Source organism: Bradyrhizobium sp. 14AA (assembly GCF_054185205.1).
Map to the genome: position 1 here is coordinate 1 of NZ_JAVAYM010000057.1, position 17,488 is coordinate 17,488.

The 17,488-nt window shown below is 64.7% G+C and carries 17 protein-coding genes; 6 read left to right on the forward strand and 11 right to left on the reverse strand.

Features of this window, described 5'->3' with window-relative positions; all coding sequences use genetic code 11:
- Positions 1 to 150: 150 nt before the first annotated feature.
- Both rpoD and dnaG read right to left on the reverse strand, forming a co-directional pair.
- Positions 151 to 2,313, reverse strand: a complete 2,163-nt coding sequence (gene rpoD / locus RAD15_RS42900; RefSeq protein ID WP_458184705.1) for an RNA polymerase sigma factor RpoD — start codon at positions 2,311 to 2,313, stop codon at positions 151 to 153.
- A gap of 376 nt (positions 2,314 to 2,689) precedes the next feature.
- Positions 2,690 to 4,717, reverse strand: coding sequence for a DNA primase (gene dnaG / locus RAD15_RS42905; RefSeq protein ID WP_458184706.1), 2,028 nt, complete (start codon positions 4,715 to 4,717; stop codon positions 2,690 to 2,692).
- Between the two features lie 162 nt (positions 4,718 to 4,879).
- Here dnaG and RAD15_RS42910 point away from each other — a divergent pair, with 162 nt between their 5' ends.
- Complete coding sequence (locus RAD15_RS42910) at positions 4,880 to 5,443, forward strand: chlorite dismutase family protein (RefSeq protein WP_458184707.1); 564 nt, start codon at positions 4,880 to 4,882, stop codon at positions 5,441 to 5,443.
- Here RAD15_RS42910 and RAD15_RS42915 read toward each other — a convergent pair.
- A complete protein-coding gene (locus RAD15_RS42915) occupies positions 5,440 to 5,838 on the reverse strand; it encodes a gamma-glutamylcyclotransferase family protein (RefSeq protein WP_458184708.1) in 399 nt (132 codons plus the stop codon). The two genes, RAD15_RS42910 and RAD15_RS42915, sit on opposite strands and share 4 nt — an antisense overlap.
- A 199-nt stretch (positions 5,839 to 6,037) precedes the next feature.
- Positions 6,038 to 6,949, reverse strand: coding sequence for a transglutaminase family protein (locus RAD15_RS42920; protein WP_458184709.1), 912 nt, complete (start codon positions 6,947 to 6,949; stop codon positions 6,038 to 6,040).
- A 91-nt stretch (positions 6,950 to 7,040) separates the two neighbouring features.
- On the opposite strand from RAD15_RS42920, the gene RAD15_RS42925 reads away from it, so the two are divergent.
- Positions 7,041 to 7,847: an N-formylglutamate amidohydrolase gene (locus RAD15_RS42925; RefSeq protein ID WP_458184710.1), complete on the forward strand. Its 807-nt coding sequence runs from the start codon at positions 7,041 to 7,043 to the stop codon at positions 7,845 to 7,847.
- Here the strand turns inward: RAD15_RS42925 and RAD15_RS42930 are convergent.
- Positions 7,844 to 8,827: a DUF3592 domain-containing protein gene (locus tag RAD15_RS42930; protein ID WP_458184711.1), complete on the reverse strand. Its 984-nt coding sequence runs from the start codon at positions 8,825 to 8,827 to the stop codon at positions 7,844 to 7,846. The two genes, RAD15_RS42925 and RAD15_RS42930, sit on opposite strands and share 4 nt — an antisense overlap.
- A gap of 74 nt (positions 8,828 to 8,901) precedes the next feature.
- Positions 8,902 to 9,522: a LysE family translocator gene (locus RAD15_RS42935; protein WP_458184712.1), complete on the reverse strand. Its 621-nt coding sequence runs from the start codon at positions 9,520 to 9,522 to the stop codon at positions 8,902 to 8,904.
- 153 nt (positions 9,523 to 9,675) lie between these two features.
- Here RAD15_RS42935 and RAD15_RS42940 point away from each other — a divergent pair, with 153 nt between their 5' ends.
- From RAD15_RS42940 to RAD15_RS42950, 3 genes are read left to right on the forward strand one after another with little or no spacing between them, the layout of a single operon-like run.
- The gene (locus RAD15_RS42940; protein WP_208084769.1) at positions 9,676 to 9,990 is read left to right on the forward strand and encodes an ArsR/SmtB family transcription factor; all 315 of its coding nucleotides are present in this window, start codon (positions 9,676 to 9,678) and stop codon (positions 9,988 to 9,990) included.
- Positions 9,983 to 10,450, forward strand: coding sequence for an SRPBCC family protein (locus RAD15_RS42945; protein WP_458184713.1), 468 nt, complete (start codon positions 9,983 to 9,985; stop codon positions 10,448 to 10,450). Before RAD15_RS42940 ends, RAD15_RS42945 begins: the two co-directional genes overlap by 8 nt.
- Positions 10,450 to 10,962 carry an SRPBCC family protein gene (locus RAD15_RS42950; protein WP_458184714.1) on the forward strand — a complete coding sequence of 171 codons (513 nt, stop codon included), beginning with the start codon at positions 10,450 to 10,452 and terminating at the stop codon, positions 10,960 to 10,962. The genes RAD15_RS42945 and RAD15_RS42950 overlap by 1 nt, the downstream gene beginning before the upstream one ends.
- A gap of 135 nt (positions 10,963 to 11,097) precedes the next feature.
- Here RAD15_RS42950 and RAD15_RS42955 read toward each other — a convergent pair whose 3' ends face one another.
- The gene (locus RAD15_RS42955; protein WP_458184715.1) at positions 11,098 to 11,868 is read right to left on the reverse strand and encodes a DUF2189 domain-containing protein; all 771 of its coding nucleotides are present in this window, start codon (positions 11,866 to 11,868) and stop codon (positions 11,098 to 11,100) included.
- A 227-nt stretch (positions 11,869 to 12,095) separates the two neighbouring features.
- Here RAD15_RS42955 and RAD15_RS42960 point away from each other — a divergent pair, with 227 nt between their 5' ends.
- Positions 12,096 to 14,318, forward strand: coding sequence for an ATP-binding protein (locus RAD15_RS42960; RefSeq protein ID WP_458184716.1), 2,223 nt, complete (start codon positions 12,096 to 12,098; stop codon positions 14,316 to 14,318).
- Here RAD15_RS42960 and RAD15_RS42965 read toward each other — a convergent pair whose 3' ends face one another.
- The 4 genes from RAD15_RS42965 to RAD15_RS42980 form a co-directional block, all read right to left on the reverse strand.
- Positions 14,319 to 14,759 (reverse strand): hypothetical protein, encoded by a 441-nt coding sequence (locus RAD15_RS42965; RefSeq protein ID WP_458184717.1) that lies wholly within the window; start codon positions 14,757 to 14,759, stop codon positions 14,319 to 14,321.
- A 2-nt stretch (positions 14,760 to 14,761) separates the two neighbouring features.
- Positions 14,762 to 15,130 (reverse strand): YybH family protein, encoded by a 369-nt coding sequence (locus RAD15_RS42970; protein ID WP_458184718.1) that lies wholly within the window; start codon positions 15,128 to 15,130, stop codon positions 14,762 to 14,764.
- A gap of 97 nt (positions 15,131 to 15,227) precedes the next feature.
- Positions 15,228 to 15,695, reverse strand: a complete 468-nt coding sequence (locus tag RAD15_RS42975; protein WP_458184719.1) for a MarR family winged helix-turn-helix transcriptional regulator — start codon at positions 15,693 to 15,695, stop codon at positions 15,228 to 15,230.
- A 9-nt stretch (positions 15,696 to 15,704) separates the two neighbouring features.
- Positions 15,705 to 17,315 carry an acyl-CoA synthetase gene (locus RAD15_RS42980; RefSeq protein WP_458184720.1) on the reverse strand — a complete coding sequence of 537 codons (1,611 nt, stop codon included), beginning with the start codon at positions 17,313 to 17,315 and terminating at the stop codon, positions 15,705 to 15,707.
- Positions 17,316 to 17,488: the final 173 nt, after the last annotated feature.

Sequence of the window (17,488 nt, forward strand, 5' to 3'; positions counted from 1 at the left end):
ACTGGTCCGCGCCAACCTCATGCAGCGCCGCCGTATCGACAGCTTGCTCCAACCACCCACGATCAGCCAAGATCAGCCCCAGATGTGCCTAAGTCTGGCTCAAACCTAAACCGGACACCCGTGGGTCGGACCCGGACATGACGATCCGAATTAATTATCCAGGAAGCTCCGCAGCTTCCGCGACCTCGACGGATGCTTCAGCTTGCGCAGCGCCTTCGCTTCGATCTGGCGGATACGTTCGCGCGTCACCGAGAACTGCTGGCCGACTTCTTCCAGCGTGTGGTCGGTGTTCATGCCGATGCCGAAGCGCATGCGGAGCACGCGTTCTTCGCGCGGGGTGAGCGAGGCCAGCACGCGCGTGGTGGTCTCGCGCAGGTTGGACTGGATCGCCGCGTCGATCGGCAGGATCGCGTTCTTGTCCTCGATGAAATCGCCGAGGTGTGAATCCTCTTCGTCACCGACGGGGGTTTCGAGCGACAGCGGCTCCTTGGCGATCTTGAGAACCTTGCGCACCTTCTCGAGCGGCATGCCGAGCTTTTCGGCGAGCTCTTCCGGGGTCGGCTCGCGGCCGATCTCGTTGAGCATCTGGCGGCTCGTGCGCACGATCTTGTTGATCGTCTCGATCATGTGCACGGGGATGCGGATGGTGCGGGCCTGGTCCGCAATGCTGCGGGTGATCGCCTGCCGGATCCACCACGTGGCGTAGGTCGAGAACTTGTAGCCGCGGCGGTATTCGAACTTATCAACGGCCTTCATCAGGCCGATGTTGCCTTCCTGGATCAGGTCGAGGAACTGCAGGCCGCGGTTGGTGTACTTCTTGGCGATCGAGATCACGAGACGGAGGTTGGCTTCCACCATCTCCTTCTTGGCCTGGCGTGCTTCGCGCTCGCCCTTCTGCACGGAGTGCACGATCTTGCGGAACTCGATGATCTCGAGGCCAGTCAGCGCCGCGAGCTGATGCACCTCGTGGCGGAGGTCCTTGATCCGATCCTTCTCGTGATGGACGAAATTCTTCCAGCCCTTGGCCGAAAGCTTCGAGACACGGTTGAGCCAGCGCGGATCGAGCTCCGAGCCGGTGTAGTTGCGCAGGAAGTCCTCGCGGGCGACGCCGTGGCTGTCGGCAAGGCGCATCAGCCGGCCCTCGTGCGAGACGAGGCGCTTGTTGATGTCGTAGAGCTGCTCGACGAGCGAATCGATACGCGCCTGGTTGAGGCGCAGCGACTTCACCTCGACGATGATCTCGTCCTTGAGCTTGCGATATTTGCGCTCCTGGTGCGGCGAGAGCGAGGGCCCGTGCGAGGTGCTCTCGAGCTGGTTCTGGATGTCCTGCTCTTGCAGCTTGCGCAGCTTCTTGTAGCTGTCGGCGATCTTGTCGAAGATCTCGACGACCTTCGGCTTGAGCTCGGCCTCGATCGCCGCAAGCGACATCTGGTTCTCGAACTCGTCGTCCTCGTCCATGTCGGCTTCGGCGGCGGCCTCGCCCGGATCCTTGGTCTCGCCACCCGGGCTGCCGCCGGCGGCGGGTTGCCCAGCGCGGAACGGGGTCGGCGACGGCGGCGCTGCGGGCGGCGCGACATGCGCGGGCGCACCTGCGGTCGCTGCGGCCTGGCCGCCTTCGGCCGGCGCTTCGCCGTTCTCGCCGTTGGGACCTGCGATCATCGCATTGTTCATGCCGGCCTTGGCGTCGGGGCCGGCATAGGTCGCTTCGAGATCGATGATGTCGCGGAGGAAGATCTTGCCTTCGTTGAGCTCGTCGCGCCAGATGATGATGGCCTGGAAGGTCAGCGGGCTTTCGCACAGCCCTGCGATCATCGCCTCGCGGCCGGCCTCGATGCGCTTGGCGATCGCGATTTCGCCTTCGCGGGAGAGCAGCTCGACCGTGCCCATCTCGCGCAGATACATGCGCACGGGATCGTCGGTGCGCTCGCCCGGCTCGCTCTTCTTGACCTCGGTGACGGCCTTCTGGGTGACCTCGACGAGCTCGTTGTCGGTCTCGTCCTCGCCGCCCTCGTCCTTGTCCTCTTCGCCTTCGCTATCGTCGGCTTCGGTGACGTTGATGCCCATGTCCGAGAGCATGGACATGATGTCCTCGATCTGCTCGGGGGAGGTCTGGTCGGACGGCAAGACTTCGTTGAGCTGATCGAAGGTCACGAAGCCGCGCTTCTTGGCCTGCTTGATCATCTTCTTGACTGCCGCGTCGGACAGATCGAGCAAGGGCGAGGGCGCGTCCTGGGAGTCCTTCTCCGGCGCGTCCGCTGCCTTGTCGTCTTTTTCCTTGTCCTTCGCCTGCAGCGTCTTTGCCTTGGTGGCCATCCATTGCTCCTAAACGCGCTTCAACGCAGACTGCTCGCCGCGCCTGCCTGAATTCACTTGAACCTGTTGCCCGACGCTCTCGCTTCGGCAGCTCTCGACACGGAAAGGGCGGCGCGCATATCTCTCGCCACCCCCAACTCTCTCTCGCCGGAATTGCCTAACGCTTCGTCAGCCTCTTTGTCGCAGCGGATGCAGGTGTAGTGCCAACAGCGATTGCGCGGATTCATTCCTGACGCGTCTGTTCTGCCTGCGGCCGCCTGGTGGCCAAAGTGCTACAAGACCGTTAAGCCTCGATTAACCCTGTTTTTGCCGCCAAACCTTGGATTTGGCGAGTCTTTTAGCGGTTCCGGCCCCGGCCGTCCGCATGATTCTTTCGTCACACGCTCTTCTGGAACCGGCCCGACAGCTCGCCAAAACCCTCGATCAGGGCCTCAGTGCCGTCGACCTCGGCCATCCGGGCCTTGACGTCACGCAGCCATGCCAAATTGGCCTCGCTGGGGTCCTCCCCCAAGGCCAGCTCGGCGTCCTTCAGCTCTCTAAGTAGTGAATGCCATTGCCGATGCAAGGCAACCAGCTGATGCCAGGTGGCAAGAACATCGTCCCGCGCCGCGCCCTCGCGGGCGCCCCACACCGCCGCAGTGGTGATGCCGCCCTCAACCCTTTGAAGAACCTGCGAAAATCCGCCCTTCTCGAGGTCGCCGCGCATCTTCTCGGCCTGCTCGCCGGGGTCCGGCGAGTGGTGATGGTCGTGAGCAAAGGCGGCGATGATGCCGGCCCGGAGCTTGTGGGCCTCGGGATGGGCCAGCTCCAGGGCCGCGACCTCCTCGAGGTGGTCGTGCAGCAGCCAGGGATGATTGATCAGGCATTGCAGGATCAGCGCCTCCCGGCGGGAGATCGCGCTGCGCTGGCCGCGCATGATCGGGCTTGCCGCCAGCTGGGGGCTCGCCGCCTGGTAGGGGCCGGAGGGCAGCAGGGCAGGACCGGGCGGGCCGCGGCGGCCGCCACCAAATCCCTGCCCGCCAAATCCCTGACCGCCGAATCGATTCGCGCCGCCCCCGCCCCTGGGCTGGAATTGGCGGCCGCCGCCACCCTGGCGGAAATTGCCCCGGCCGCCAAAGCTGCCGCGCCCGCCTTCGGGGGCAAAGGCGCGCTGCAGCCGCTCGACGAATTCGTCGCGATAGTAGCGCCGCACCACCTCGTCGCGGATGCCGTTGGTGAGCTCCTTGATGCGCGCCTCCAGCGCGGCGCGGCGCTCGGGCGTGGCGAAATTGCCGCCTTCGAGCTCGCGCGACCAGATCATGTCGGCGAGCGGACGGGCCGCTGCGATCACCTCCTCGATCGCGCCGCGACCACCGGAGCGCACGAGATCGTCGGGGTCCTGCCCTTCCGGCAGCAGCGCAAAACGCAGGCTCTTGCCCGGTGCGAGGAAGGGCAAGGCAAGGTCCGCAGCACGATAAGCCGCCTTCTGGCCGGCGCGATCGCCGTCGAAGCAGAGGATCGGCTCGTCCGCCATCTTCCAGAGCAGCGCGAGCTGGCTTTCGGTGAGCGCGGTGCCGAGCGGCGCCACCGCGCCCGCAAATCCGGCGGTCACCATGGCGATGACGTCGACATAGCCTTCGACCACGACCAGCGCGCCGCCGTCATGGGTGGCTTTGCGCGCCGTCTGGTGGTTGTAGAGATTGTCGCCCTTGTGGAAGAGCGGCGTCTCCGGCGAATTCAGGTATTTTGCCGGAACGTCCTTCTCCAGCGCACGCCCGCCGAAGGCGATGACGCGGCCGCGCAAATCCGCGATCGGAAACATCACGCGATCGCGGAAGCGATCGTAGGGCACGGGAATATCGTTGCCGGCCACCAGCAGGCCGGTCTCGACCATGTCGTCGACGGAGACGCCGAGCTTGCCGAGATGCTCCTTCAGCGCGAAGCGATCGGGCGAGGCGTAGCCGAGGCGGAACTGCAATTGCGTCGCCGGCGAGATGGCGCGGTCGGCGAGATAGCCGCGCGCCTTGGCGCCGACGCGCGAGGCCAGCGTCTCCGCAAAGTATTTCGCGGCGAGATCCATGACGTCATGCAGCGAGCGGCGTCGCTGCTCCTGCCGCGCCGCATCCGGCGTCACCGCCGGCAGCGCCAGGCCCGCCATGCCGGCGAGCCGCTCGACGGCCTCGGCGAACGGCAGGCCGTCGGTCTCCATCACGAAATTGATGATGTCACCGTGCTTGCCGGAGGAGAAGTCGTGGTAAAAACCCTTCTGGTCGTTGACGTAGAAGGACGGCGTCTTTTCCTGCTGGAACGGCGACAGCCCCTTCCACTCCCGCCCCGCCTTCTTCAGCTTGACGCGCTTGCCCACGACTTCGGAGACCGAAAGCCGGGCACGAAGCTCGTCGAGGAATTGGGGCGTGAAGCGCATTAGGTTGATTTCTGGGGTGAGTCGGGCGTTAAGCCAATCGGATAGGCATATAAGGACGGCCCCAGGAAATACGAAGCACTTGGAGCTTCTCCCGGCTATTCACAGGTCGAAAGATTCGACAGAAAGCTTGAACCCGACCCGGTTCCACGCTTCCATATCCCCATGTTCAGGACCTTTCGAGGCGGTCACAGCGGGGGCTGGCGCGTCACCTCGATTTCGCCAGTGACGGGCGAGCCCCTGCCCTTCATGCCGGCGCTGTCGGTCACCGACAGCGAGGCCGTCTCGTTGCCGCTGGTGCCCTCGCGCAATGCGTGGCGGCTGGTCGGTGTCCCCAGCACGCTGCGCTACACCGAGCGCGCCGAGAAGCAGCAGCTCGTGGCCGTGCAGGCCGGGCTCGGCCGCCCCGAGGCGACCAGCGCGGCGCTGATCCCGATCCGCAAGTCGCAGGCCTGGTGGGAGCTGACACAGGAAGAGCGGCGCAAGGTCTTCGAGGACAGATCGCACCACATCGCGAGCAGCCTTCGTTTCCTGCCCGCGATCGCGCGGCAGCTCTATCATTGCCGCGACCTCGGCGAGCCCTTCGACTTCCTGACCTGGTTCGAATTCGCGCCCGCGGATGCCTCGCTGTTCGAGGAGTTGGTGGGAATGCTCCGGCAAACCGAGGAATGGAGTTACGTCGAGCACGAGGTGGATGTGCGCGTGGTGAAGGAAGTGCTGTCGGCTTAATGCTCCAGGAAACGCCCGGACCCGATGCGCGGCAGATCGGTGACGGGCCAATTGTAAACGTAGGTCCAGGCCTTCTCCGCGGAGCCATCAGGCAGCGTCACGTCGATCAGCTTACGCAGATATTCGGTCGGCTCCGGAAAGCCTTCGCCGCAGGCTTCATACATATCGAGCTCGCCCAGCAATTCGTCGGGCACGCGTAACTGAAACAGCTCGCCATGGACGATGTCGGAAGCCGCATCCGACAACAGCAATCCCGGATAATGCTTCACGAGCACCAGCCGGCCGCGGCAGGTCGCCTCACCCAGAAAATCCGCATGCCCCGCCAGCAGCCGCGCCATCGGATGGTCGAAGCCGCGCATCAGGGTGCCGTAGACGAAGAGACGATCGGAGGTCATGGCGGCTCTATAGCGGGCAATTGTAGAGAACAACAGCGCTTCAAACTCTGGTGTCGTCCTGGCGAAAGCCAGGACCCATAGCCACCGAACGCTGGAACGGGCGCTCTGTCGGCCACGTCACCGCGCCACACGAACAGTCGGGGTAATGGGTCCTGGCTTTCGCCAGGACGACCGCGGCGAGTGTGGATGCACCGTCTTTCTACGAAACCTCCGCCTCCAGCTCCTCCTCGCTCGCCTGCTCGTCCGAGACCACCTGGATGCTGACGTCCATGACATCGAAGGCGTCCTGCGAGCCGATATAGATGCCGTGCAGCGGGATGGCCTGGCGCGGATCGCGGGCGACGGCGACGCGAATGAGGTCGCGCGTGCCGACGATGCCGTTGGTCGGATCGAACTCGATCCAGCCCGCGCTCGGCAGATAGACCTGCACCCATGCATGGGTCGAGCCGCCGCCGACATGACGCTGCGCGATGTCCTCGGGGACGAAAATGTAGCCGGAGACGAAGCGCGCGGCGATGCCGAGCTGGCGCAGCGCCTCGATCATGAACAGCGCATAGTCGCGGCAGGTGCCGGTGCCCGACTGCAATGTATGAAGCGGATGCTGCGTGCCGGGCTCGTGTCGCCTGCGATACTTGAACTGCTTGCGGATGGCGTGCGTCATCCCGCTCAGGATCTTGAAGGTCGGCGTCGGCGCCTCCTCGTCGAGGAAGCCGCGCGCCCATTCTCCGATCTCGCCGTCGGGATCGGCATATTGCGGCGCGGTGTACTGGACGAGGTCGGGGAATTCCTCGTTGCCGTAGACGAAGGGATAGAAGTAGGCCGCATCGTCCGCCGTCAGCGCGAACTCGTCCACCGGATTGTGCTCGACGGTGACGTGCCAATCGAAGGTCAGATGGTCCGCGCGCTCGTCGAAATCGGCGATCGCGACCGAGTTGCCGAACACGTCGTGGATCCAGCGCAGCGACATCGGCTCCGGCGATATCTTCAGCCGGGAGTCGAGCACGCGCAGATCATGCCCGTCGCGCGGACGCAGCATGATGCGGTGCTCGCCGAACGCCACGGGGCGGTTGTAGCGATATTCGGTCTTGTGATGAATCGTCAGCAACGGCATCGTCAGTCAATCATGGTGATTTCAGGCGGAGCAATCTATACCGATTCCCACCCAATTTCGGGGGCGACTGCTTTTTCCATAGGCAATCAGGATGGCTTTAGACACAGCCGACGCGACCGATCAACTGCTCGGCGAGCATGACATACCACCAGTGCATGAGGTGAATGCGGCGGGAACGTCGCCCTTCCTGCTGACCTCGGATCACTACGGGCGGTTGCTGCCGCGTGCGCTCGGCGATCTCGGCGTCAGCGAGAGCGAGCTGAGGCGACACATCGGCTGGGACATCGGCATTGCCGGCGTCGCAGACCGCCTCGCCAGGATGCTGGATGCGCATCTGATCGCGCAGCGCTATTCACGGCTCGTGATCGACTGCAATCGCCCGCCTGCGGCGATGAGCTCGATTCCCGTGATGTCCGAAGCAACCGCGATCCCGCGCAACGAAGGCATTTCGGACTGGGAGCGCGAGGCGCGGCGGCGCGAGATTTTCGAGCCCTATCACCGACGCATCGATGCCGCGATCGGCCGCCGCCTGCACGCCGGGCAGCCGACGGTGCTGGTGTCGCTGCACAGCTTCACGCCTGTTTATGCCGGCGTCGCGCGGCCCTGGCACATCGCTGCACTGTATAACCGCGACACCGTGCTGCCGCAGCTGCTGTTGAAACATCTCCGCGCGGAGAGCAATCTCGTCGTCGGCGACAACGAGCCCTATGCGGTGAGCGATCTCACCGACTACACCATCCCGGTCCACGGCGAAGCGCGCGGCCTCGTCAACACCGGCATCGAGATCCGCCAGGACCTGATCGCGGACCAGTCCGGCCAGCAGCAATGGGCCGACCGGCTGGCGCGGATCTTCGCGGAGATCGAGGTGGAGCTGAGGGTGGAGCGGCTGGTCGATTAGCCGCCGCGCGTCGCCACGAACAGCGCCAGCGCCGCGAAGATCGCGGCGATGCCCCACAGCACGTAGGCTATGCGGCCGTCGCCTCGCGCGTCGAGCGTGGCCTCGGCGGGGTTGTCGGGATTGACGCGAACCTCGACGGCGGCGCCGTCCTGGTAGCGCGACATCAGCTTCTTCAGCATCTCGTCGGAGGCCGACGGGCTTTCTGCCGCGACCCGCGCGCATTCATTGGTGTAGCTGATGTTCTGATAGCGGTAGGTGTAGGTCACCCGCTTGCCGAACATCTCGACGCCGCGGCGCTCGCCGGGCTCGCTGGCCTCGTGATATTCCTCGATACCCGACAGCTTGATCGTGCCCGGAACGACCGGCCAGCGCGTCGCCATCGAGGCCTGCCGCTGCACCGCCCACGCCATCAACGCGATGACGAGGCCGAACGCACCGAAGCCGACGACGAGGCCCGCAAGATCCGGCCGCGCGACGTGATGGGCGAGATATTGGTAACTCTGGTTGAGGCCGAACACCGAGCCGAAGATGATGCCGAGGACGATCACCGTGCCGATGCCGAGGCAGCCCCACAGGCCCTTGGGCAGGTCGCGCTCGAGCACCGCCTGATCGGGATGGCGCGGATTGTAGTAGACGGTGACGATACTGCCGGCCGGATATTTCGCCAGCTTCTCGGCGACCTGGAAATTGCCGAGGTCCTCGCCGATCGAGATGCGGTTGCAGCTCAGCTTGCGGCCGCCGACCGAATATTCGTAAGTCACGTTCGCGAAATTGCGGCTCTCCATGCGATAGCCGTCCTCGCGATCGTCGTCGGATACCCTGACCTCGCGCACCTCGGCGACCGAAGTGACGACCTTGCCCGCGGCTTGCGGCCAGCTTCGCGCTTCACGCGCCTGCCAGGTCTTGACGAGTGCGGCGATCAGGATCAGCGCGAGCGGCGCAAGCAGCATCGCGTAAACGAGCGGAGGCAGATTGGGCACGGCAAAGTCCTTGGTCAGCAGCAATGCTTCCTTGGACGCACCGCCGCCGGCAAAGGTTCAACCGGGCTATCAGCTCATTTCGCGCGGGTCAGCGCCAGCCAGATACCGCCGCCGATCATGAAGCCGCCCGAGACGCGCGACATCATGCGGGTGCGGCGGGCCGAGAAGAATTTTCGCGCACGGCCGGCAGCGATCGCATAGAGCGCGTCCGTCATCGCCGCGGTCACCATGAAGGTGATGCCCAGCAGCGCCACTTGCGGGAAGTGGTCGCGGTTCATGTCCATGAACTGCGGGATGAAGGCGCCGAAGAACACCAGCACCTTCGGGTTCGACAGCAGCACCAGGAAGCCCTGCAGGAAGAAGCCGCCGCGCGGCGGCGCCGGCGGCTCGTCGACATTGACGCCCTCGACCGGCGCCCAGATCAGCCTGATGCCGAGCCAGACGAGATAGGCGGCGCCGGCAAAGCGCACCCAGTCGAACCAGTAACCCATGGTCGCCATCAGCGAGGTCAGGCCGACTGCGACGATGCCGATGACGATGGCCAGGCCGGCCTGGGCGCCCAGCACATTGGTCAGCGCCGCACGCGTGCCATGGCGCAGGCCGTTGGCGATGACGAGGGTCACGATCGGCCCCGGCAGCAACGCCAGCGCAATGCAGGCGGCGACGAAGGCGAGATAGGCTTGCATGGACATCATGGACGGAACTCGGCTGAGGACGGTTTGGAGCATTAATGCATGGCGGGCGCCGGAACGGAAGGTCACTTATCCCCTCTCCCCGCTTGCGGCCGATTGCGCGCGCCAAAAACACTGTCTTGACATGCAACCATTTGGTTGCCTATTATCGCTGGCATGGATGAAGTCTTCAAAGCGCTCGCCGATGCGTCACGACGGTCGCTGCTCGACAGGCTTCACGCCAAGAACGGCCAGACGCTGAACGAACTTTGCGAAGGCCTCGCGATGACGCGCCAGGCGGTGACCAAGCACCTTGTCATTCTCGAAGAGGCCAACCTGGTCACGACCATCAGGCATGGCCGCGAGAAGCTGCATTACCTCAACCCGGTGCCGATCCATCAGATCGGCGAGCGCTGGATCAGGAAATTCGAGCGCGGCAAGCTCGCCGCGCTCAGCGAGTTGAAACGCCAGTTGGAGAAGCGCGATGAGTAAGCCGGAGTTCGTCTATGTCACCTACATCGAGACCACGCCGGAGCAGCTATGGGAGGCGCTGACCAATAGCGCGTTCACGAGGCAATACTGGTTCGACACCGAAGTCAGGTCCGATTGGAAGGTCGGCTCGCCCTTCGCCCTCGTGATGAGCGGCAAGGTCACGGATACCGGTGAGATCCTCGAGGCCGACCGGCCGCGGCGGCTCTCCTACACGTTCAAGCACGAATTGATGGAGGAGATGCGGAACGAAGCGGCGACGAAAGTCGTCTTCACCATCGTGCCCTACGGCAATCTCGTGAAGCTGACGGTGACGCACGAGGGCTTCGCCGGCGGCAGCAAGCTGCTCGACGGCATCTCGAAGGGATGGCCCGCGATCCTCTCCGGGCTCAAGAGCCTGCTGGAGACCGGCAAGGCACCCGCGATCCCGCCGGCTGCGCTCGGCATCGAAGGATTTGAGTGATGAACATCGACCAGTTCAAGCCGCTCACCGTCTACACCATCTACATCGCCTCCACGCCGGAGAAGGTGTGGGAGGCGCTGACCTCGGCCGAGTTCAGCAGGCAATATTTCTTCGGCAATGCCGTGGAGGTCGAGCCGCGCCTTGGCGGCGCCTTCACCGTGCATACGCCCGATGGCGCGCTGCACATCAGCGGCGAGGTGCTCGCCTACGATCCGCCGCGAAAGCTCGCGGTCACGTTCAACGTGAACTGGCCCGAACTGATCGAGAAGCTCGGCCCGACCCTCGTCACCTACGATATCGAACAGGTCGGCGATGCCGTCCGGCTCACGATGAGCGAAGGCCACGACCGGCCGCTCAGTGACGACATTCTGGCCGGTGGCCGCTCGGGCTGGCCCGCGATCCTCTCCAGCCTCAAGAGCGTGCTGGAGACCGGCAAGCCCCTGGTCGTCAAGCTGGGCCCGCCACAACGGATGCTCGACGCCCTGAAGGCGATGGGAATCAAGACGCCGTAGGCCCCGCTGTCGTCCCGGCACCACCAGGTATCGTAGGGTGGGCAAAGGCGCACTTGCGCCGTGCCCACCACCTAGCCGACATCGCAACAGAAGCGTGGGCACGCTTCGCTTTGCCCACCCTACGGCACTGCCGAACTACACCGGCACCACCAGCCGCCGATAGAGATGCCAGGTCGCATGCCCGAGCACCGGCAGCGTCACGATCAGCCCGAGGAAATACGGCAGCGCCGAGACGATCAGCAGCATCACGATCACGGCGGCCCAGCCGATCATCGGCAACGGACTCGTCACCACTGCGCGCACGCTCGTCACCATGGCCGTGACGAAATCGACCTCGCGGTCGAGCAGCAGCGGAAACGACACCACGGTAAGCGAGAACAGGATCAGCGACAGCGCCGCACCGACCGCGTTGCCGATCGCCAGGAACAGCAAACCCTCATTGGTCGTTAGCACCACCGTCATGAATTCCTGAAGGCTCGAGAACGAGGCGTGCAGGCCGAGCAGCAGCGCAATCAGGAGCCGCACCTGGTACATCCAGATCACGAACACGAACAGCGTGACGAAGGCCATCCAGCCGATCTCGCTGCGCGAGCGCACCGCCGACCAGATCGCGCCGAAGGAAACAGGCTCGCCACGCTCGCGGCGGCGGCTGACCTCATAGAGACCGATCGCCACGAACGGCCCGATCAACGCGAAGCCCGCGGCCAGGGGATAGACCAGATAGACCATGCCGAAAGCGGTGAGGCACAGCATGATGGCAATGCCGCCGGCGGCATAGAGCCCACCGAAGCAGAGGCCGTAAAACGGCAGCGCCTGGAAATCGCGCAGGCCCTCGACCAGCGCCTCGGCGATGTCGGTCGCCGCAACGGGCCGCACCACCGGATCGACCTTGCCCGAGATGGACATGAGCTTCCTCCGCAGATCGGCGCGATCTTTCGTCGCGCACGGATTGACCGCGATATTAGCGCTGCCGCGCGCAGGCGCAACGGAAAGCCAGCGGCGAAGCCGGCGGCTCGAAATCTTTAATCTTCCGTGCGATTTTCGCGCCAATCCCTATGGACTGGACAGACGATGGTCCGCAAATTGTACCTCCGAACAAGCACACGCGACGAGCAAAACGGACCGCCCGACCGATGAGCCTGCGTACCCGGTTACTGATCCTCGTCATCGCGGCCATGCTGGTGCCGGCATGCCTCGTCGGCTTGCGCTTCGTGCAGAACCGCAGCAGCGAGATCAACGCGGCCGTGGCCAATCTGGCCGCATCCGCCGACGACATCGCGAGCGACCTGGACGAGAAGATTCAGGGCACCGCCCAGCTTCACTATGGCCTGGCCCGTGCCCGCGACCTCGACACGCGCGACAAGGCGGCATGCTCTGCGTTCCTGTCGGACGTGCGCGAGGAATACCCCCAGTTCACCGGCATCCTGACCATCGATCCCGATGGCAGCCTGTTTTGCGACTCGCTACGGACCAACCGCACGCTCGATCTGAATGACCGCGGCTATTTCAAGCAGGTCAAGGGCCTGCAAGGCGTCGTCGCGGTGGAGCCGGTGTTCGGCCGCCTGACCGGGCTATCGGTGCTCCAGATCGCCTATCCCGTGCGAACGGAGGCGGGCGCGCTGAAATTCGTGCTGCTTGCCTCGTTCAACCTCAACAAGTTCGCCGAATATCACCACAAGCGGCTGCTCGCCGAGAAGGAAATCCTGCTCGTCGACGGCAAGGGCACGGTGCTGGTTGCTCCGAAGGGCGGCGGCTGGAGCAAGCCGATCGGCGCGTCGATCGCGGGATCCGACCTGTTCCGCTTCGCGACAGCGCCCGATGGCGAGAGATTTCGCGAGGTGACCGACCGCGACGGCCGCACGCAGGTCTGGACCGTCGCCCGCTCGCCGTCGATCCGCAAGGCCGGCCTCACCATCATGGTCGGACGCTCCAAGGACGGACTGGTCGCCGCCGCGAACCGCCGGCTTTACGAGGACATGGCGATCCTGGCGGTGGCCTTGCTGCTGCTGCTGGCGGCCGTCTGGATCCTCGCGACCGTGAGCGTCGGACGGCAGGTCGGACGGCTTGCCGCGATGGCGAAGAGGCTCGGGCTCGGCGATCTCGGCGCGCGGATTCCGCCGCCCCATCCCGGCGGCGAGCTCGGCGGATTGATGACCCTGCTCAACGGCACCGCCGAGTCGCTCGAGCAGCAACGCGCCGCTATCGCGGACCTCAGTCACAAGCTCAGCCAATCCCAGAAGATGGAAGCCATGGGCCAGCTCACCGGCGGCGTGGCGCATGATTTCAACAATCTGTTGACGGTCATTCTCGGCAATTCGGAGCATCTTGCCGACAGGCTGGCGGGCAACAAGGAATTGCACCAGATCGCCGGCGACATCGCGACCGCCGCCGAGCGCGGCTCCGACCTGACACGGAGCCTGCTCGCCTTCGCGCGCAAACAGCCGCTGAGGCCGCGAGAGATCGACATCTCCGAGAAGGTTCTCGGCATGGAGCAGTTGTTGCGCCGGTCGCTCGGCGAGCACATCGAGTTCAGCTTCGCGTTCGGACCGGATCTGTGGCCGGCCAGCGTCGATCCCGGCCAGCTGACGACTGCCCTGCTCAACCTCGTGCTCAATTCGCGCGACGCAATGCCGGACGGCGGCAAGCTGACGGTCGAGGTGCGCAACAATTCGCTCGGTGAATCCGACCTCGACGTCAACGGCGAGCCGCGGCCCGGCGACTACGTCATGATCGCCGTAACGGATACCGGCAGCGGCATGACTGCTGAGGTCGTGAGCCGCGCATTCGAGCCGTTCTTCACCACCAAGGAGGTCGGCAAGGGAACCGGCCTCGGCCTGAGCATGGTCTACGGGTTTGCGCAACAATCCGGCGGGCTCGTGCAATTGCAGTCCGAACCCGGACAAGGCAGCGTCGTCAGGCTGTTCTTCCCCCGCATCGCAACGGCGCCGCGCGAGGACGCCCCACGCGCGGAGCGGATCGTCGCACCTCACGGTCACGAGACCATTCTCGTCGTCGAGGACGACGATATGGTCCGCGCCTATCTCGAGAACGAGCTCAGGACGCTCGGTTATCGCGTCATCGCGACGTCGAACGGGCCCGCAGCGCTGGACGTGTTGCGCCAGCCCGGAGACATCGACCTGCTGTTCACCGACGTCGTGATGCCCGGCGGCATGTTCGGACCGGAGCTTGCGAGACAAGCCACGGTTCTGCGGCCCGCTCTCAAGGTGCTCTTCACCTCCGGCTACAGCCAAAATCCCGTCAAGACGCCCGACGGGATCGACGCGCGCATTCTGACAAAGCCGTTCCGACGGCAGGATCTCGCGGCGATGTTGCGGTCCGCGTTATCGTCCCGCTAATCAGCGCGCCGCAAGCAGGAGCGCCACGCCGAGATTGGCTGCGAACAGGCCTGCGTCGATGACGAAGATTCTGAGCATCGGCCCCTTCAACACGGGCCAGTAAGCCACCCCGACGCGCCCTCCGCGCATCAGGACCGGCAGGTTGTAGGCGAACTGGCTGAAGTGGCAGGCCGCAAAGAACAGGAACAGCACCAGCTGCGCCTCGACCGGCTGGAAGAAAAGCGGACGCGCGACCAGGAGGTAGAACGACAACAGCCCGATCGGCAGATTCATCCCGCCCAGGAACGCCACGCTGGCCGCCAAAGTCGGCGCGATCGGATTGCCGCGCTCCTCGCGCGGCAACAATATCTTCAGCGTATTGCCCTGGGCGACGCTGAACTGGATGAAGGCGCCGCCGAACCAGAGCGCGTTGAGAAGCAGAACGATATCCGAAAGATGCATCGCTATTTTCCGTAAAAGGCTTCGCTGCGCGCCACGAGGCCCGCATCGTTGAAGTCCATGAACTCGCTGGCGCGCGTGTCGCCGAGCTGCCACCACACCGTCAGCCGCGCGATCACGTCGTCCCAGCTCCAGTTCAGGATCTTCAGGTCGGCGCTTTCGATGTGACCATAGGCCTTCCGCCAATAGGCGCGGATGTTGTCGGCGCCGGTGACGACGGGAGAGCCGGTCAGTGTCAGCGCCAAGGGACTACGCATCTGCGCGTCGTCGGCAAAATGCGCGACGACCGCGTCGATGTCGACCTTGCACCAGTTCGCGCACCATGCCGCGACGAAGCGTTCGGCGGTTGCGCGATCCATTTCCCGTGCGCTCATGGCTTCTGTCCGCCCATGGCGGCGACCTCCCCTGGCTCGTTGCCGGGAGAGTGGCAAAGCCGCCCCCTCATGTCAACCATATTGACTTGAGGTTTCGTCAGGTGTTGTCGGCGATCGCTCCCATGACGGCCATCCATGCCGCCGCACCCGGCGCCCCGGCGCGATCGAACGCCTCGCGCAGGACCTTGCGCTCGTGGTCCGAGGCCTTTTGCTCGATGCGTTGCCCCGCGGCGGTCAGGCGCAGCAGTTTCGAGCGATGCTGCTCGGGCGAGCGCTTCGAGGTCACGAGCTTGCGCTCCAGCAGCAGATTGAGCGGCCGGTTCACAGCCTGCTTGGAAATGCCGAGGATCTCGATCAGCGCGCCGATCGCAATATCGGGCCGCCGCGCCACCACGTAGAGGATGCGATGGTGCGGACGCGACAGCCCCTGCGCCGCAAGATATTCGTCGGCCTCCAGCGTCATGCCGCGCCAGCCGTAATACATCAGCTCCAGCGCCGCATCGAGATCGTGCAGTTTGTCGAGTGAGGCGCGGTGAAGCCCGGCGGCTTGAGGCGTCTTTGCCATTGTCGGAATCTAACCCCTCGCCCGCAGCTCACGCCGCAGCACCTTGCCGGTCGCCGTCATCGGCAGCGTCTCGGCGAACTCGACGAAGCGCGGATATTCGTGGGCGGCGAGCTGCACCTTCACGAACTCCTGGATCTCGCGCGCCAGCGCATCGCCTGGCGCGAAGCCGGGACGCAAGACGATCCACGCCTTGATCGATTCGGTACGGATCGGATCGGGAATGCCGACCACCGCCGCCATCGCCACCGACGGATGCTTCATCAGCGTGTGCTCGATCTCGGACGGGCCGACGCGATAGCCGGCCGTGGTGATGACGTCGTCCTCGCGACTGACGTACCAGAAATAGCCGTCCTCGTCCTGCACGCCGAGATCGCCGGTGAGCAGGAACTCGCCGGCATATTTCTTCGCCGTCGCCTCCGGATTGCGCCAATATTCGAGCATGGTGACGGGGCATGGCTGGCGCACGCCGATGATCCCGCGCTGTCCCGTGGGCAGCTCCTCGCCCTTGTCATCGACGATGCGGACGTCGAAACCCGGCGTCGCCTTGCCCATCGCGCCGGGGCGGATCGGAAACAAGTTGGAGTTGCTGCCGATCACGAGGTTGCACTCGGTCTGGCCGAACACTTCATGCGCGTCGATGCCGAAGGTCTCGCGCACCCAGCCCAAGAGCTCGCCGCCGAGGGATTCGCCGCCGGTAAAGATGCTGCGCAGCTTGACGCCAGAATGCTTCACGCCGGCCTGCCGCATCAGCTTCAGCGCGGTCGGCGGCAGGAAGACGTTGCGCACGGAAAGATCGGCCATCATCTGCATGGCCGCCTGCGGCTCGAATTTTCGCGCGCGATGGCCGACCAGCGGGATGCCGTGATACCAGAATGCGAGCAGGCCGTTGACGAGGCCGCCGATCCAGGCCCAGTCCGCCGGCGTCCACATGAGATCACCGGGGCGCGGCAGGAAGTTGTGGCACATCTCGACGTTGGGGAGATGACCGAGCACGACGCGGTGCGCATGCAGCGCGCCCTTCGGGTTGCCCGTCGTGCCCGAGGTGTAGATGATCAGCGCGGGATCGTCGGCAGAGGTGTCGACGGTCGCAAAGTCCTCGGACGCGGTTTCGATCGCTGGCCAGAACGGTTTTGCGCCGGCGTGGACGGCGCCGCTCGTGACATAGATGTCCTGCAAATAGGGCAACCGATCGCGGATCTTCGTAAGCTTCTCCCAACCCGCCTCATCGGTGATGATGGCCTTCGCTTGCGAATTCGACAGGCGGAATTCCAGCGCGTCCTCACCGAACAGCGCGAACAGCGGAATCGAGATCAGACCGGAGCGGAACGCCGCCATATGCGCGATCGGCAATTCCAGCGATTGCGACAGGAACACCGCGACGCGGTCACCGCGCGCAAGACCATCGGCCTTCAGCACATTGGCGAAGCGGCGCGACATATCCGCGACCTCGTCGAAGGAGGTACGCGTGGTCGCGCCGTTCTCGTCGACATAGACCAGCGCCAACCGCCCCGTGCCGTCGGCATGGCGGTCGCAACAGGCCTCCGCCATGTTGAAGCGCGCGGGGATATCCCAGCGGAAGTTGCGATAGAGTTCGTCGTAGGTTGCGGCTTCGGTCAGCATGGCAGGCGTTTCCACGTTCTTCTTGCTTGGGCAGCCACTTTAAGCGCGTGGATGCCCGGGACAAGCCCACGGCTGTCCGGTTCAAAATTATTGGACAGAGCGCATGGCGTTGATTCTACTCGATCCTGGACGTCTGCAAGCGTTCCGGGACACGAATGGAGATCAGCGCCATG

Excerpts from the sequence above, each read along its gene's own strand:
- rpoD (WP_458184705.1), bottom strand. The coding sequence starts at position 2,313 with ATGGCCACCAAGGCAAAGACGCTGCAGGCGAAGGACAAGGAAAAAGAC.
- dnaG (WP_458184706.1), bottom strand. The coding sequence starts at position 4,717 with ATGCGCTTCACGCCCCAATTCCTCGACGAGCTTCGTGCCCGGCTTTCG.
- RAD15_RS42910 (WP_458184707.1), top strand. The coding sequence starts at position 4,880 with ATGTTCAGGACCTTTCGAGGCGGTCACAGCGGGGGCTGGCGCGTCACC.
- RAD15_RS42915 (WP_458184708.1), bottom strand. The coding sequence starts at position 5,838 with ATGACCTCCGATCGTCTCTTCGTCTACGGCACCCTGATGCGCGGCTTC.
- RAD15_RS42920 (WP_458184709.1), bottom strand. The coding sequence starts at position 6,949 with ATGCCGTTGCTGACGATTCATCACAAGACCGAATATCGCTACAACCGC.
- RAD15_RS42925 (WP_458184710.1), top strand. The coding sequence starts at position 7,041 with ATGGCTTTAGACACAGCCGACGCGACCGATCAACTGCTCGGCGAGCAT.
- RAD15_RS42935 (WP_458184712.1), bottom strand. The coding sequence starts at position 9,522 with ATGATGTCCATGCAAGCCTATCTCGCCTTCGTCGCCGCCTGCATTGCG.
- RAD15_RS42940 (WP_208084769.1), top strand. The coding sequence starts at position 9,676 with ATGGATGAAGTCTTCAAAGCGCTCGCCGATGCGTCACGACGGTCGCTG.
- RAD15_RS42945 (WP_458184713.1), top strand. The coding sequence starts at position 9,983 with ATGAGTAAGCCGGAGTTCGTCTATGTCACCTACATCGAGACCACGCCG.
- RAD15_RS42950 (WP_458184714.1), top strand. The coding sequence starts at position 10,450 with ATGAACATCGACCAGTTCAAGCCGCTCACCGTCTACACCATCTACATC.
- RAD15_RS42955 (WP_458184715.1), bottom strand. The coding sequence starts at position 11,868 with ATGTCCATCTCGGGCAAGGTCGATCCGGTGGTGCGGCCCGTTGCGGCG.
- RAD15_RS42960 (WP_458184716.1), top strand. The coding sequence starts at position 12,096 with ATGAGCCTGCGTACCCGGTTACTGATCCTCGTCATCGCGGCCATGCTG.
- RAD15_RS42965 (WP_458184717.1), bottom strand. The coding sequence starts at position 14,759 with ATGCATCTTTCGGATATCGTTCTGCTTCTCAACGCGCTCTGGTTCGGC.
- RAD15_RS42970 (WP_458184718.1), bottom strand. The coding sequence starts at position 15,130 with ATGAGCGCACGGGAAATGGATCGCGCAACCGCCGAACGCTTCGTCGCG.
- RAD15_RS42975 (WP_458184719.1), bottom strand. The coding sequence starts at position 15,695 with ATGGCAAAGACGCCTCAAGCCGCCGGGCTTCACCGCGCCTCACTCGAC.
- RAD15_RS42980 (WP_458184720.1), bottom strand. The coding sequence starts at position 17,315 with ATGCTGACCGAAGCCGCAACCTACGACGAACTCTATCGCAACTTCCGC.